The organism is Mycoplasma sp. 4404, from assembly GCF_034863325.1.
GTDB lineage: Bacteria > Bacillota_I > Bacilli_A > Mycoplasmatales > Metamycoplasmataceae > Mycoplasmopsis.
The window spans coordinates 15,447-30,265 of the sequence record NZ_JAYFFE010000004.1 but is presented as its reverse complement, the minus strand read 5'-3'; the positions used below and the strand labels follow the sequence as shown (position 1 = coordinate 30,265).

Genomic DNA, 14,819 nt, shown 5'->3' with positions numbered 1-14,819 from the left:
TTGTCATGTCTTGTATATATCTAGTTTTCAAAGAACTTCTTTGCTATCAAAAGCATGAATATTATAACACTAAATTAATTTCTCAAAATTTTTTTTAATTTTTTTAATGTTGAACAAAAAAACACAACTAGTTAATAATTACTAGTTGTGCCACTTAATAATTAGCTATCTAAAATTTTCTTCTCAGTCTATTTTTATTGCCCCTCTAAAATTGACTTATTTTAAATTTCTATATTATATATATTGATTGGTTTTATTGTATTCTCTCTTTTAGTGTTTAATTCAATAATTACAGCATTTAACTGTGTGTTATTCTCGCTGACAGTAAATTTCTCCCTACTGTTATATCTCATTTTTTTATAAACTTCCTCAAAGTTTGCACCGATTGCCGCATTCATAGGACCAACCATACCTACATCAGTAATATATGCAGTTCCTTTTGGTAAGATCCTATAATCATTAGTTTGAACATGTGTATGTGTTCCGACTAGTGCGTCGACAACTCCATCTAAATATAGACCCAGTACATTTTTCTCACTTGTTGTTTCAGCATGGAAATCAACAAAATTAAAGTCCACAGATTCTTCTTCCATAATAGAATCCATAGCATCAAAAAAGTTATTTGCACTTTCTTGTTCTCATGGACTAAGTAGATTATTAAAAGTTATACCCAACAAACTAATAACTCTTAGTTTAGAATTTTTAACTTTAAATATCTTAGCCCCACTTCCTTGATAGCTTCTATCTATATTTAATGGTCTAATTATGTTATTCTCATTTTCTAATAGTTCATAAATTTCCTCATTAGCTCATACATGGTTTCCCATAGTAAATGCATTTATCCCTAATTCTGAAAGTTTTAAATAATCTGTTTTATTAAGGCCTTTTCTTCCAGAAATGTTTTCCCCTTGAGCAATGATAAAATCTATTTTGTATTTTTCTTTTAAAGTTTGGATATATTTTTCTACAGTTTTAATTCCTGGTTCTCCAAAAATATCTCCAAAAAATAGTATTCTAATTTTCTTATTTCTTTGCTTAGTCAAGTTCATATAGCAATTATATGACTAACAAATTAAATGTTTAACTTATTTTTAACATTTAATTTTAGTTAAAATTGCTTCCCTTAACTCATTGTCATTTTCAATATAATCGCGCATATTTTTCTTTCCTTGAGCTATATTTTTACCATTATAGCTATATCAAGAACCTTTTTTCTCAATTATTTTTTCTTCGACTGCGACATCAACAAGTTCTGAAAACTTATCAATACCTTTCGAAAATATCAATTCGCTCTGAGCAGACGTATAAGGGGCTGATAATTTATTTTTAACGACCTTGAACCTAATTTCAGTTCCTGTATTTGATTTTCCATCTGTAATAATCGTTCCTTTCCTTACTTCAACTCTTATACTTGAATAAAATTTAAGAGCACGTCCTCCAGGAGTTGTTTCTGGATTACCAAAAATAACTCCAATTTTTTCCCTCATTTGATTTATAAATAAGATTGTTGTCTTATTCTTATTTGAATTTCCTGTGATTTTTCTAAGTGCTTTTGACATTAATCTTGCTTGAGCACCAATTTGTTGATCACTCATTTCTCCATTTAATTCAGCTTCTGGAACTAATGCAGCAACACTATCAACCACAATCAAGTCAATGAATCCCGATTTAGCTAGTGTATCGACAATTTCTAACGCTTGTTCTCCTGAACTTGGTTGAGATAAAATTAATTTATCTAGTTGAACACCAATTCTTTTAGCATATTCAGGATCTATCGATTGTTCTGCATCTATAAATGCAGCTAAACCTCCGTTCTTTTGAACTTCAGCTATAGTATGTAGTGCTAAAGTTGTTTTACCACTACTTTCAGGACCATAGATTTCAATAATCTTCCCTTGTGGAAAACCACCTATACCTAAGGCTCTGTCAAGAACATAGCTACCACTATGTATAGTTTGTATATTTATTTCAGGTTTTTCGCCTAAAATCATTATTGAATCATTACCAAACCTTTTTTCAATTTCATTTAAAACTGATTTTGCATTTTTCATTAATGTTGCATAATCAGGAATCGGAATGGTTGTTTCGATTTCTGTTAAATTCATTTTTTCACCTCCCAATCTAATTACACAACTTTTTTAAGAAAATTTATCGCTCATTCCAAAACTGAACTAAAAAAGAACCACAAGTATCATAGTATAAATTCCCGGTTAACTATGATGGCTTGTGGTTCATTTTTTATAATAACTGCAATAAAATAAAAATTAAAAATTTTTGGTTAAATGTAAAAAAATTTTAAAAAATCAATTATTTACGAATATTTAAAGCTTCAATCACTTCGTTGTATTTTTCGAAATTTGTTTCTTTTAAATGTCTTAAAAGAACTTTACGATGTGAAATTTTTGCTAAGAAACCTCTTCTAGAATGATTATCTTTTGGGTTGTTAGCAAAGTGAGGTTTTAAAAGTTCGATATCTTCTGTTAAGATAGCGATTTGAACTGCTATATTTCCAGTATCTTTAGAATTTTTACCGAATTTTTCAGTTAATTCTAATTTTCTTTGTTTTGAAACCATAATATCTCCTTTGAATTTGAAATTATTATGTTTATAACCCAGATGTTTTATATTTCAAAACTCCGAGCTATAAATTTGTGTTTTATATGAAAAAATCAGATATTTCCTAGTATCTGTAAGTTTTATTTAATAATTACATATTGCAATTATTTTTAATTATATAACTTTTTAATTAAATTGTTCTAATACTAAATCCAATTTAATGATTAAATAATATTTCTTTAGATTTTGCAATATCAGTGTCACTTAAAAATGCTTCATATTCATTTTTAATTAATCTAACTACTTTTCTGAATTCAATAACTATTTGACTATCTGCTAAATCTTCAAGTTCAAAGTTAAATAAATCTAAATAAATCGAATGATCCAAATCAATTAATATGCTTGCATATATTACTAAATCTTCAAAATAAATCACACCTGAATATACACCTGGATGAATGTTTACTAAATTTTCAGATTTTGTGATTATTAAATCAGAATTGACATTACAACTGATTGCATAATTGAAAACTAATAATGAATTAACAAAATCTAAATCACCAAACTCTATGCTTTCTTTTAGTTTTGATGTACTGATTTTTACATTTTGAACTTTCTGAGTTGGTTCAGTAATAAATGAATAATTTTTATTTAAAGTATTCTCATTTTTTGCAAGTTCAAAATTATAACTTGCTCGATGACCACATTTATAATCTTCGCCAGATATAAATGTCACTTTTTTATTTTGACCCAATTTATTTAAAAATAAAATTCCATCTCAATTTCTGATTGCTTCAAAATCAAGTTCAATAATTGAATCTAAATTCAATTGAGTAAGCTGCATATATTTTGCATTTTTATCTGTAAAACTAGTTCCATTATCTTTAGGCAGCAATTTGTCAGAATTAAAACAAACTAAAATAACTCTGCTATCTTCATTTTGTTTTTTTAATTCAATAGCCTTTTTATAGAGTTGATAGTGACCTAAATGAAATGAATTAAATTCACCTAAAAGAAAAATATCATTATCTTTTGTCTCGAAATCATCTAAATCATAGATTAATAAATCTTCCATATTAAATTAAACCTAATTCTTTTAATTTTAAATATGCTCCATCGTATTCAGCATCTAACATAATTTCATCAGCATATTTTTTAACACTGTTGCTTGCAGTTTCTGTAGTTACACCAATATAAGCTTTTTGTAGCATATCAACATCATTTGCTCCATCACCAAAGGCAATTAGGTTTTCTTGCAATGTGAAACCAAGTCTTTCACACAACACTTCTAAAGCAGTACTTTTCATACAGTTTTTTGGACTAATGAAAATTCCATTACTTCAAGTTGAAGACACTTCCATTGATAAATTGTTATCTTCGATGAATTTTTGCATTTCTTTACCTAATATTTTTGCATCAGGTGTGTTAATTGTAATCATATATAAATCGTCATTTGATAGTTCTTTTTCATCAAAATCATAATAATTAGTCATAAACGGTCTAATAAATCAAGATCTTAAATCCATTGTAGGCGACTTAAAGACCTTATCAAAATCAGTTACTGCAAATGCAACAATTTTATCTTTGTATGCATTATAAAACTTAACAACATCTTCTTTAAGAAGGGTATTTTTGTAAATAAATTTCTCAGTTTTAGGGTCAAAAATAAATGATCCATTTGCCCCTATAAAGTAATCTGGTTCAAGAACTTTTAGAAAATCCCCAATTGTTGCAAATTCTCTTGCTGTAGCTAAAACTGAAACAATTCCATTTTGTTTTAATAATGGAAAAATTTTTCTTGTATTTAATGAAAATTCTCTGATCCCTTTAGCTAATAATGTCCCATCAATATCAAATGCAGCTACTTTAATATTATCTTTGATTGTTTTCATATAAATTTATCCTTTCAATCGAAACTTTCTTAGGTTTAAAAATACCTTTTATTACTTGCCCAATGGCTCAAACTTCATTTTCATTCGGTGAATAAAGTAGGTAATCACCATCTTCTTTTTCAACTTTAAATTCATTACCATTTCTAATGAATTTTAAAATTTCATTATTTGAAATCATTTTTTTTAGATTTAATAATTTATCAATTTGAATTTGTTCATAGTGTTCTTCAGATAAGTCATCAACAGAAATATTTCCACAGCTTACTCTTTTTAAATAAGTCATTACACAATTTGTTCCTGCCTTTTGTGCCGTGTCAACTAAAACACTTCTAACGTAGGCACCTTCAGAAACTTTTAATTCAACTGTTGCTTCTTGAGTTTGCTCATCAAAATCAATTAAATTGTAAGTAAATATTTCTATTGGTTGTTTTCTTATTTCAACTTCCTTTTGCTCTCTTGCATACTCATATGCTTTCTTACCATTTATCTTTTTTGCACTATATATAGGTGGTATTTGAAATTTTAACGTTTTAACGTACTCCATTGCTTCAAGAAATTCTTGTTTTGTAATTGGTTTATTATTTAGCATTTCAACCTTACCATCAACATCATACGTGTCGCTTTTATAATTGAATTTACATTTTGCTATATAAGTTTTAGTTTTGTCTGCAATATAAGGCAACAATTTAGTTTCAAAATCTGTTGCAAAAATTATTAAACCGCTTGCTAATGGGTCTAAAATTCCAGAATGGCCTATTTTTTTAGCACCCAATTCCTTTTGTAAACCTCTAATAGTTTTATTTGAAAAATCGCCACTTTTTTTATGATATTTGTAAAACATAATGCACCTACTTTTAGTATTTAAATTTTATAAGAAAAAATAATATTAATTTAATATTATTTGCAAAGTTATTCAATCACAAAAGTGCTATAATACTTTCAACTATGAATACATCTAAAAATCCAATTATTATTTTCACTGGACCTAGTGGTGTAGGAAAAGGGACAGTTGAAAGATTATTATTTGAATACGATGAGTTAAACTTATCGTTATCTTGTTCTGCTACAACAAGACTTCCTAGAGAAGGAGAGTTAGATGGTATTCATTACTATTTCATTGATAGAGATAGATTCAGAGACAAAATTAAAAGTAGAAAATTTCTTGAATTTTCTTACCATTTAGATAATTATTATGGAACTTTATATTCTGAGTTAGATAAGATTCATAAAAAACATAAAGTGCCTATGTTAGAAATAGAAACAAATGGTGCTAAACAAGTTATTAAGAAGTTCACTCAAGATACAAGAGAAGCTGATAAATATCACTTAATAACTATATTTTTAGCTCCACCATCAGTTGATGATTTAAGAAAAAGAATTTTAAACCGTGGTTCTGAAAATCCACAAACTCTCAAGAGTAGACTTAAAAAAGCTGAAGAAGAAATTGCTGATTCACACATTTTCCAATACATCGTTGTAAATGATGTTCCTGAAAGAGCCGCAGAAGAAATCAGAAGCATTCTACATAAGGAGCTTGGAATTGAGTAGTTTCTATTTTGAATCATTACAAGGTATCAGACCTAAAAACGATGATAGAGTAGCTGTATTTGAAAACGATACAGCTTATTTATCTATTCTATGTGATGGAATTGGTGGACAGCCACATGGTGATACGGCTGCTCAAACAATAATTTCAAGATTTAAAACAGAATTTGAAAGCATTGGAACTCTTAATTCAGCAATTGCTATTGAATATTTTATAAAAAACACATTCGACAAAGTTCATAATGATTTTTACAACTTAATCAAAGAAGATCCATCAAAATTTACAATGGGTTCAACTTGTGTTGGATATTATTTTTCTAAATTGTTAAATTCACTTGTGATTTTTAACATCGGTGATAGTAGATGTTATTTATTAATTAAAAAATCTAAAAAAACAGAGCTTAAGTTGATGACAAGAGATCACAACTTATTAAATAAGCTTACTGAAGAAAACAAAGATTCATCAACTTTTTCAGATAGCTATTTAAGATTACTTGTTAATGCTATTAGTTACAATAACAAAAAACATTTTGATGTTGACTTATTTGTTTTAGATCCAAAATCATTAGATATTATTGAGTGAATTTTATTAACTTCAGATGGTATTCATGAATTTGTTTCAACTTCAAAAATTGAAAATATTTTAACATCAACCAATTGTCCTGAAGAAGCTACTAAAAAGATAGTCTCAGAGGCACAAAAGAATAAATCAAGTGATAATATGAGCATAGTTTTGCAAAGATTGAGAGGTACAAATGAGTAAATCAAATGAACAAGTTAATTTAAATCCTCAATCTAATATTTATAAAAAATACGATGTTCAAAGAATTCTTGGAACAGGAGGAATGGGAACTGTTTTTTTGGCTACGTTCAAGAATGATAAAAACAAAAAAGTAGCAATTAAATATCTAAATAATATTTTTAATGAAACTGAAGCTAAAAGATTTGAAGATGAAGCTAAATTACTTTCAAAAGTAAAATCTAAGTACTTACCAAGTTTTTATGAGCATCATAAAAGTTCATCTGAAGAATACTATGTTATGGAATATATTAGTGGATTGACATTACACGACCACATTCGAAAACATACATCCTTAAGTGCTAAAAAAGCAAGATCATACATTATGGAAATCGCTGAAGGAATAGGCGAACTTCATGCGCACGGAATTATTCACAGGGACATAAAAAGTCAAAATATTATAATTACTAATGACCAAAAAATCAAAATCCTAGACCTTGGTATTTCATTAACCCCTGAATCACAAAGATTAACAAGAGAAAACGCAGTTATTTGTAGCCCATATTATGCAGCACCTGAATACTCAATTAAAAACCACAAAATAACAAAAGCTGTTGATATTTATGCTTTAGGTGTTTTATTGTTTGAAATGTTAACAGGAACTTATCCATACAAAAGCGAACATGAGCACGAAACAATAACATTGCATTATAAAGGTACATTCCCATCAGCCAGAAACTTCACTGATATCCCTCAAGCATTGGATAATGTTATCTTGAAAGCTACAGCTAAAAAACCTGTAGATAGATATGAAACTGTTTTTGAATTTAAAAAAGCGGTCAGTGAATCGCTTGATTCATCAAAAATGTTTGAGATACCATTGAAACCTGGTAAAGCTAAACAAAAGAAAAAACTTAGCAATATTATAAACAGCAATGCTTTCCTAATCACAATGATTGTTATTATTCTTGTAATAATTCTTGCAGTAGTTTTATGATTCATAATTTGAGGTAACAATTAATGATTTACAAAGTCACAAAAATTGTCGCAGGAATTTATACATTGCAAAACAATCAAGGCGAGATTTTAAATATACCTGCAGCAGGTAAGTTAAGGTATCAAAATCAAACACCTATTGTCGGAGATAATGTTTTAGTTGAGAATAATCAATTAAAAGAAATCTTAGAAAGAAAAAACGAGTTCATAAGACCCAAAGTTGCAAACGTTGATCAAATGATTGTTGTAATGTCTGTTAAGGATCCACAATTTCAATTTTTTTTAGTTGATAAATATCTTGCGATTATTGAATTTAAGAAAATTAAGCCAGTTATCTTTTTAACCAAGACCGATTTGGATTTTGAATACTCTAGAGAAATTTATGAATATTACTCAAATATGGGTTATAAAGTATTTTTAATCGATAATCTAAAACCATTAAGCTACATAAATGAAGTTAAACAAATATTTAAAGACAAATATTCTGTTTTTATGGGTCAAAGTGGTGTTGGAAAAACAACAACTATCAATAATTTGGGTCAATTTAGCTTTGACACTCAAGAAATCTCTAAGGCACTAGGAAGAGGGAAACATACAACAAGAGTTGTGTCAATAATCCCTTTTAATGATGGTTATGTTATTGATACACCCGGCTTTTCATCCTTAAATTTAGATTTAACACCAGTTGAATTAGCACAAAGTTTTGAAACATTTTATGAGTTATCAAAACTTTGCAAATTCAGAAACTGCTTGCACATAAACGAAAAAGATCAAGACTGTGCTATTAAGCAACAAATTAACACTAAGCTAGTTCCTTTAAAACGTTATGAAAATTATGTAAAATTAAATCAGGAAATTAATGAAAATAAAAGAGGATTTTAATATGACAAAATATGTAACACCAAGTTTATTAAATGTTGAAAAAGAAAACAGATTAGCAATGGCTAATACATTGGTCGAAAATGGTATCAAATGAATTCACTATGATGTTATGGATGGAAAATTTGTTCCTAACACAGCAATTCAAGTAGAAGAAATTGAAAACATCAATAAAAATGGTTTAAAACACCTTAAAGATGCTCATTTAATGGTTGTTAACCCTTATGATTATGTAGACCAAGTTAAAGATGTAGTTGATATCATCACATTCCACTTTGAAGCTATCAAAGATGATCTTAAAAAATTTGATGAATTTTTAACTCAAAAATATGATGAATTAAAAATCGGTTTAGCAATCAAACCATCTACATCAGTTGATGAAATTAAGCTATTTTTAGATAGATTAGCTCTTGTTTTAGTTATGTCTGTAGAACCAGGTGCTGGAGGGCAAAAATTTATGCCATCTGCGTTAGAAAAAATTGCTTACTTAAAAGATTTGAAAATTGAAAATGGTTACGAATACTTAATTCAAGTTGATGGAGGAATTAACAATGTAACTGGGCCAGAAGCTTTTAAAGCAGGTGCTGATGCATGTGTTGCAGGAACATACATTGTTGTTGAACCAACAAAAGAAAGAATTCAATCAGTTTTAGGACACCATAGATAATTTTAGAAAAAGCAACAATTGTTGCTTTTTCTTTTTGTATTTTTTCACTCTTACATAACCTAATAAAAAACATTTTTTTATTTTCAAAATATTTTTTTTGTTTTATAATATTGATGTGTTTGGGGGGATAGCAAAGCGGCCAAATGCGGGTGGCTGTAACCCACTTTCTTCGGATTCGGGGGTTCGAATCCCTCTCCCCCCACCATGATTGCCCCATAGCCAAGCGGTAAGGCAGTGGGTTTTGGTTCCACGATGCGTTAGTTCGAATCTAACTGGGGCAGCCATATCACCGAAAGGTGTTTTTTTATTACCTTTTTTACATTACTTTTTTGTTAAAAATGTAATTTTTGAATAAAAATAGTTTAAATTTGCACTTTTTGAATTTTGACCTCTTAAATTTATCTTTTGTGCTAAAATTTAAAAACTATGAATAACAACAAACAATTAGACAAAATTACACCATTAGAACAAGACTTCACTCAATGATATACAGACGTTGTTCAAAACGGAAAATTAATGATGTACGGACCTACAAAAGGTACAATGTTTTTACTTCCTAACTCATACGGGATTTGAGAACTAATTCAAGAAAATTTAAATAAAGCATTCAAAGAAAAAAATGTTCAAAATGTTAACTTACCATTATTAATTCCTGAATCACTTTTCAACAAAGAAAAAGAACACATTGATGGATTCAATCCTGAACTTGCTACAGTTACAATGGCTGGTAATAAAGAGTTAGACGAGAAACTTTTTATTAGACCTACATCAGAGGTTTTATTTGCACACTTATTTAAAAACTCAATTCAATCATATAAAGATTTACCAATGATCTACAACCAATGAGTAAGTGTTATTAGATGAGAAAAAACAACTAGACCATTTTTAAGATCTAGAGAATTCTTATGACAAGAAGGACATACAGCTCATTCATCATCACTGGAAGCTAGAACTCTTTCAAAAGAAATGATTAAAGTGTATTCTAAATTCCTTAAAAAATATCTTGCTATTCCTACTATTATAGGTAAGAAAACACCAAATGAAAAATTCGCAGGTGCATGTACAACTTGAACAATTGAAGCTATGATGAAAAATGGATATGCTCTTCAAGCAGGAACTAGCCACTATTTAGCTCAAAACTTCTCAAAACCTTTTGAAATTCTTTTTAAAAATGAGAAGAATGAATTTGAAAATGTTTATCAAACTTCATGAGGTTGCACAACTAGATTAATTGGTGCACTTATTATGACACATGGCGACAATAGAGGAATTATCATCCCTCCTTATGTCGCTCCAGTTCAAGTTGATATTTTAGAATTATTCGCAAATAAGAATCCACAAATTCATGAAACAGCTAAAAAACTTTTTGCTGACCTTTCAAGAAAATTCCGTGTTAGATTAGATGATACTGATAAAAACCCAGGATTCAAAGCTTCTAACTCAGAAATCCAAGGAGTTCCATTAAGAATTGAACTTGGACCTAAAGATTTAGAAAACAATCAAGTTACAATCGTTAGAAGAGATACTCTTGAAAAATCACAAGTAGCAATTAAAGATGTTAAAAATGTTATTTCAGACTTATTAAAACAAATTCATGATAATTTATATGAACAAGCCGAACAAAGATTAATTAACAATCAAGAATACGTTTATAACTACGAAGATTTCAAATCAAAAATATCTGAAAACAAGTTTGTTATTGCTCCATTTTGCTGTGATGGAAATGTTGAAGATCAAATCAAAGAAGACACCGGAGCAACAGCAAGATGCATTCCTCTTTCTTTAGATAAACCAATCAAGGATGTTGAGTGTTTTTGAGAGGGTTGCGATAAGAAAACAAGTAGATATGTGGTTTTTGCAAAGGCATATTAAAAATGATGTTGTACATCATTTTTTTATATTCTATTTTTGCATTAAATATAAACAAAGTAATACCTTTGTTCTTTTTTAGTATTTTTTTTGATCGAAATCGGTAATTTTTTTACAAAATAAGTGTGAAAGGAGGAAAAATATGGCCAAAAATATTCAAAAAATGATTACATATATAAATTTATTAAACGGAGAAAACATGCAACAAAATCTATTAACCGAAGCACAAGAAAAAGCATTATATGCTCAAGAGTGCGCAGTAGTAAATAATATATTTAAATTAAGAGATATCTTTATTAAAAATCTTAAAAGTAAAATAGTTAATTTAGAAACTATTTTAAGACACAAAAATGATCCTGAGGTTTCTAAACAACTCGAGATTGAAACTAACAAACTCAAAAATGACTCTTCATTAGTCGGATTAGTTTTATCATTGATGAAAATTCAAAATTCTTGAATAATCAACAAAATGTATTGCGATGAAGAAACAAGATACAATAAGGAATGATATACTGATTATTTCTCAAAGACCACATTCTACAAGAGAAAACGAGATGCTATCAAAGAGTTTATAGAAATCTACTTTAACTATGTATAACATTGTGTCCATACACAATCAGGATACTTATATTGTTGAACAAAGAGACTTCAAAGTAAACATATTAAATGGTGGAAATCTAGGAAATTTTGATTTAAGTGATTTTGATTTACCATTTATTATTAGTATAGATAGAATTTTATCAAATGGATATACAGATATCAGTTTTGGATTCAAAGATAAAATCAATACACCATTTACTGAAGCTCTTAGATACCTTCTAAAAAGAAGATTTAATCTAAACATTTTAAATAATAAATTTACTATTAAAGCTTATATTTTTGTTAATAAGGAACAAAAAGCTGAATTTAGTACTGACGATTTTGGTCTTAGTAATTTCAAGAGACTGAATTTCATTGAGTTAGATACGCCATTCAATAAATTAAATTCAATCTTCATTAGGTTTACATTTACATCCAAAGTTCTGGGAATTGAGGAAGAATTATTTAAGGAATATCAGGTAATTTTCGGGAATGAAATTAAGAATTCACAACAAATATCTCCACAAAATTTATTATTTAAAATCAAAGTACCTTACTCATACGTTTTTAATTTTTCCGAAAATTCAACTTACTGAACTAAAAAGTACTATCACAATATCATTTTAGAATTACCAAAAATTAATAATACAAATCAATTCACGAATTTATTGAAAATTAGACAATTTAATGATAAAAAAGATAATTTGATGCCTGGAGAAAATAATAAAAATACAGATATGCAAATTAATGTCAATGAAGTTCATATAAATAATTTCTTATCCAAAAATGAAAAAATTAATTTGCATTTAGAAAAGGAAAATGACGATAATGTTTATCATTCTTGACTAATTGAAAACAACTGTTATCACAAGGTAGTAAGGATAGATGACTATTTAACTACTAATGAATCAGATGTGACAATTAACAAAATTCCAGGTTTAATACCTAGTAAATCCTTAAAAATTCCATATCAATATAGTGGTCTATTAACTTTCAAATTTCCAATTTCCACACCTTATTTCAATTTTGATTTCATCAAAACTTTTGATATCAAGCCCACACAACTTTACGAAAGTAATGCGGATAAAAGATTGAAAATTACTTATTTTGATGATGACAATCCTAAAGTTACATATCGCTTCGTAATTGACTTAAAGGATTCAATCAAAATAATTAAAGAAGAATTTTTCAACTTCAATGAGTTCATTTTAGATGAACAGACAAAGAAAAGACTTAATCAAAAAAATCAGTAAAGTTGTACTTATTTGTGTTGCCGGTGGTTTAATAGGGACTGGTGCATACTTTCTACATAGAAACTTATCACAAAATAGAAAACAGTTTGGAGAAGTTATCGGCAAAAAACGAAAAAGAATTGATGATAAAATCAAAAATTATTACAATTACGAAGAAGATGAGAATTCCTGATTTTTCCCTACATTAGAGGCTAAATATTTTGAAAAATTTGTAAAAGTTGATGAATATGGATTTAAATACATCAATGAAGACATTGTTAAATCTGTAATTCATGACGTAATCAGAAGGTTTCCGACAAAATATGGTTCAATTTTGTTCGATTATAAAATTATCAATAAAAATCAAATTTTTATTTATATGAAGCACATTAATGAAGACAAAGTAAAAACTAAAACTTACTTAATAGAGCTTAAATAATATATAATTAACCTATGAATTCAAATATTAAAGACTTAGTTTTTGGTGAACTTAAAAAAATATCTAAAAACAAAAACATCACAGAAGACTCTAATATTAGAGAACTTGGAGTTGACTCTCTTGATCTAGCTGAATTAATTTTTGATGCTGAAGAAAGATTAGGGATTACAATTTCTGACGATGAATTAAGAGATGTAAAAACAGTTAAAGATGTTATTAGGATTTTAGATAAATAATATATAATATAGATGGCTTAGGAGTATAGTTCAACGGTAGAACAACGGGCTTCAACCCCGTGTGTTGTGGGTTCGAATCCTGCTACTCCTGCCATTTTTTTATACTCTTTTTTTATATTAAATAAAGTAAAATTAGTAATATGAAAGAAAAAAATAAATTCGGTGTGCTAGGTACTGGAGCATTCGGTTCTGCATTAGCAAATATTTTAATTGAGAATGATTTTCCAGTAATGATGTATGGAATTAATGAACAAGAAATTAGCGATATTAACGATGGATATAATCGCAAATTTTTTGGTGAGATTCCATTTAAAAACTCTAATCTTATTTCAGCAACAAATGATTTAGATTACTTTTATGAAAATGTAAACACAGTTATCTTAGCTGTTCCATCAGTTGCAGTCGGTACAATTTTAAGACAATCAGCCAAAGTGCTTGGAAACAAAAAAATTAGCATTATCAACTTATCAAAAGGTCTTGAGCCTGAAACAAAACAATTCTTTTCTGACTATATAACTGCTGCATTTGATAAAAATCTTGAAAATCTTGCGTCAATTATGGGACCATCATTTGCAATTGAAGTTTTCGAAGGAAAACTTACAATGGTTAACATTGTGGGGACAAATTCAAAATTCAACCAAGAAGTTGCACAATGCTTTAATAATTCACATTTTTATGTAAAACCATATGATGACATTAAAGGCGCTGAGGTCTTTGCTGCTCTTAAAAATGTTTTAGCCATTGGATTAGGAATGACATCGGTTTTATATCCGGGTCAAAATTCACACGCTGGACTTCTTACATTAGGGACTTATGAAATATTTAAAATATATAAAACTATGTTCCCTAATGAGGAAGATACAATTGGTTACAATTTTGCAGCTATGGGGGATATCTTCTTAACATGTTCATCACCTACAAGTAGAAACTTTAGTTTTGGTATTAATGTTGCAAAAGTAGGTGTTAGAGAAGCTTTAGCAACACAAAATGTAACTACCGAAGGTTACGATACAGCAATAACATTACAAAAAATAATTGAAGAATATAACATTAAAGATATTCCATTTTTACAAGGAATTATCGATGTTTTATTCAATGACAAAGACCCAAAAGTCATTTTAGATTCAATAATTTAAACATGCTCTCGCATGTTTATTTTTTACACCCTTAATTTTTAATATAGTGTAAAA

General features: G+C 28.3%; 17 protein-coding genes and 3 tRNA genes. 14 read left to right on the top strand and 6 right to left on the bottom strand.

The genetic code is table 4. The features are described from left to right. Nucleotides 1-221: 221 nt before the first annotated feature. From VBN07_RS03090 to truB, 6 genes are all read right to left on the bottom strand, one after another. Entirely contained in the window at nt 222-1,049 is an 828-nt protein-coding gene (locus tag VBN07_RS03090; RefSeq protein WP_323177786.1) for a TIGR00282 family metallophosphoesterase, read from the bottom strand. A 42-nt stretch (nt 1,050-1,091) separates the two neighbouring features. Then, on the bottom strand, nt 1,092-2,105 hold the full coding sequence (gene recA, locus VBN07_RS03085) for a recombinase RecA (RefSeq protein ID WP_323177785.1): 1,014 nt from the start codon (nt 2,103-2,105) through the stop codon (nt 1,092-1,094). 202 nt (nt 2,106-2,307) lie between these two features. Then, nucleotides 2,308-2,574, bottom strand: coding sequence for a 30S ribosomal protein S15 (gene rpsO, locus VBN07_RS03080; RefSeq protein ID WP_323177784.1), 267 nt, complete (start codon nt 2,572-2,574; stop codon nt 2,308-2,310). Between the two features lie 199 nt (nt 2,575-2,773). Further along, nucleotides 2,774-3,631: an FAD synthase gene (locus tag VBN07_RS03075; protein WP_323177783.1), complete on the bottom strand. Its 858-nt coding sequence runs from the start codon at nt 3,629-3,631 to the stop codon at nt 2,774-2,776. A gap of 1 nt (nt 3,632) precedes the next feature. Next, nucleotides 3,633-4,448, bottom strand: a complete 816-nt coding sequence (locus VBN07_RS03070) for a YcsE-related riboflavin metabolism phosphatase (RefSeq protein WP_257089247.1) — start codon at nt 4,446-4,448, stop codon at nt 3,633-3,635. Beyond that, the gene (gene truB / locus VBN07_RS03065; protein WP_323177782.1) at nt 4,429-5,289 is read right to left on the bottom strand and encodes a tRNA pseudouridine(55) synthase TruB; all 861 of its coding nucleotides are present in this window, start codon (nt 5,287-5,289) and stop codon (nt 4,429-4,431) included. The genes VBN07_RS03070 and truB overlap by 20 nt, the downstream gene beginning before the upstream one ends. Before the next feature lie 104 nt (nt 5,290-5,393). Between truB and gmk the strand changes: the two genes are divergently transcribed. The 14 genes from gmk to VBN07_RS02995 all read left to right on the top strand — a co-directional run bounded on the left by gmk (nt 5,394) and on the right by VBN07_RS02995 (nt 14,765). Beyond that, on the top strand, nt 5,394-5,996 hold the full coding sequence (gene gmk / locus VBN07_RS03060) for a guanylate kinase (protein ID WP_257089243.1): 603 nt from the start codon (nt 5,394-5,396) through the stop codon (nt 5,994-5,996). Continuing rightward, entirely contained in the window at nt 5,989-6,756 is a 768-nt protein-coding gene (locus VBN07_RS03055; protein WP_323177781.1) for a PP2C family serine/threonine-protein phosphatase, read from the top strand. The genes gmk and VBN07_RS03055 overlap by 8 nt, the downstream gene beginning before the upstream one ends. Then, on the top strand, nt 6,749-7,753 hold the full coding sequence (locus VBN07_RS03050) for a serine/threonine-protein kinase (RefSeq protein ID WP_323177780.1): 1,005 nt from the start codon (nt 6,749-6,751) through the stop codon (nt 7,751-7,753). Before VBN07_RS03055 ends, VBN07_RS03050 begins: the two co-directional genes overlap by 8 nt. Beyond that, complete coding sequence (rsgA, locus tag VBN07_RS03045; RefSeq protein WP_323177779.1) at nt 7,753-8,610, top strand: ribosome small subunit-dependent GTPase A; 858 nt, start codon at nt 7,753-7,755, stop codon at nt 8,608-8,610. Before VBN07_RS03050 ends, rsgA begins: the two co-directional genes overlap by 1 nt. Continuing rightward, entirely contained in the window at nt 8,588-9,274 is a 687-nt protein-coding gene (locus VBN07_RS03040) for a ribulose-phosphate 3-epimerase (RefSeq protein ID WP_323177778.1), read from the top strand. The genes rsgA and VBN07_RS03040 overlap by 23 nt, the downstream gene beginning before the upstream one ends. 121 nt (nt 9,275-9,395) lie before the next feature. Beyond that, nucleotides 9,396-9,479 (top strand) — tRNA-Tyr (locus VBN07_RS03035). 4 nt (nt 9,480-9,483) lie between these two features. After that, nucleotides 9,484-9,558: transfer RNA gene (locus VBN07_RS03030), tRNA-Gln, on the top strand. 142 nt (nt 9,559-9,700) lie between these two features. Further along, the gene (gene proS / locus VBN07_RS03025) at nt 9,701-11,146 is read left to right on the top strand and encodes a proline--tRNA ligase (protein ID WP_323177777.1); all 1,446 of its coding nucleotides are present in this window, start codon (nt 9,701-9,703) and stop codon (nt 11,144-11,146) included. 139 nt (nt 11,147-11,285) lie between these two features. Next, entirely contained in the window at nt 11,286-11,741 is a 456-nt protein-coding gene (locus VBN07_RS03020; protein WP_323177776.1) for an MG284/MPN403 family protein, read from the top strand. A 4-nt stretch (nt 11,742-11,745) separates the two neighbouring features. Continuing rightward, nucleotides 11,746-12,975 (top strand): MHO_1580 family protein, encoded by a 1,230-nt coding sequence (locus tag VBN07_RS03015; RefSeq protein ID WP_323177775.1) that lies wholly within the window; start codon nt 11,746-11,748, stop codon nt 12,973-12,975. Continuing rightward, nucleotides 12,935-13,393 (top strand): MHO_1590 family protein, encoded by a 459-nt coding sequence (locus VBN07_RS03010; protein ID WP_323177774.1) that lies wholly within the window; start codon nt 12,935-12,937, stop codon nt 13,391-13,393. Before VBN07_RS03015 ends, VBN07_RS03010 begins: the two co-directional genes overlap by 41 nt. Before the next feature lie 14 nt (nt 13,394-13,407). Further along, a complete protein-coding gene (locus VBN07_RS03005) occupies nt 13,408-13,629 on the top strand; it encodes an acyl carrier protein (protein WP_323177773.1) in 222 nt (73 codons plus the stop codon). Nucleotides 13,630-13,648: 19 nt separating this feature from the next. Further along, a tRNA-Trp gene (locus tag VBN07_RS03000) sits at nt 13,649-13,723 on the top strand. Nucleotides 13,724-13,769: 46 nt separating this feature from the next. Continuing rightward, nucleotides 13,770-14,765, top strand: coding sequence for an NAD(P)H-dependent glycerol-3-phosphate dehydrogenase (locus tag VBN07_RS02995; protein ID WP_323177772.1), 996 nt, complete (start codon nt 13,770-13,772; stop codon nt 14,763-14,765). Nucleotides 14,766-14,819 lie beyond the last annotated feature (54 nt).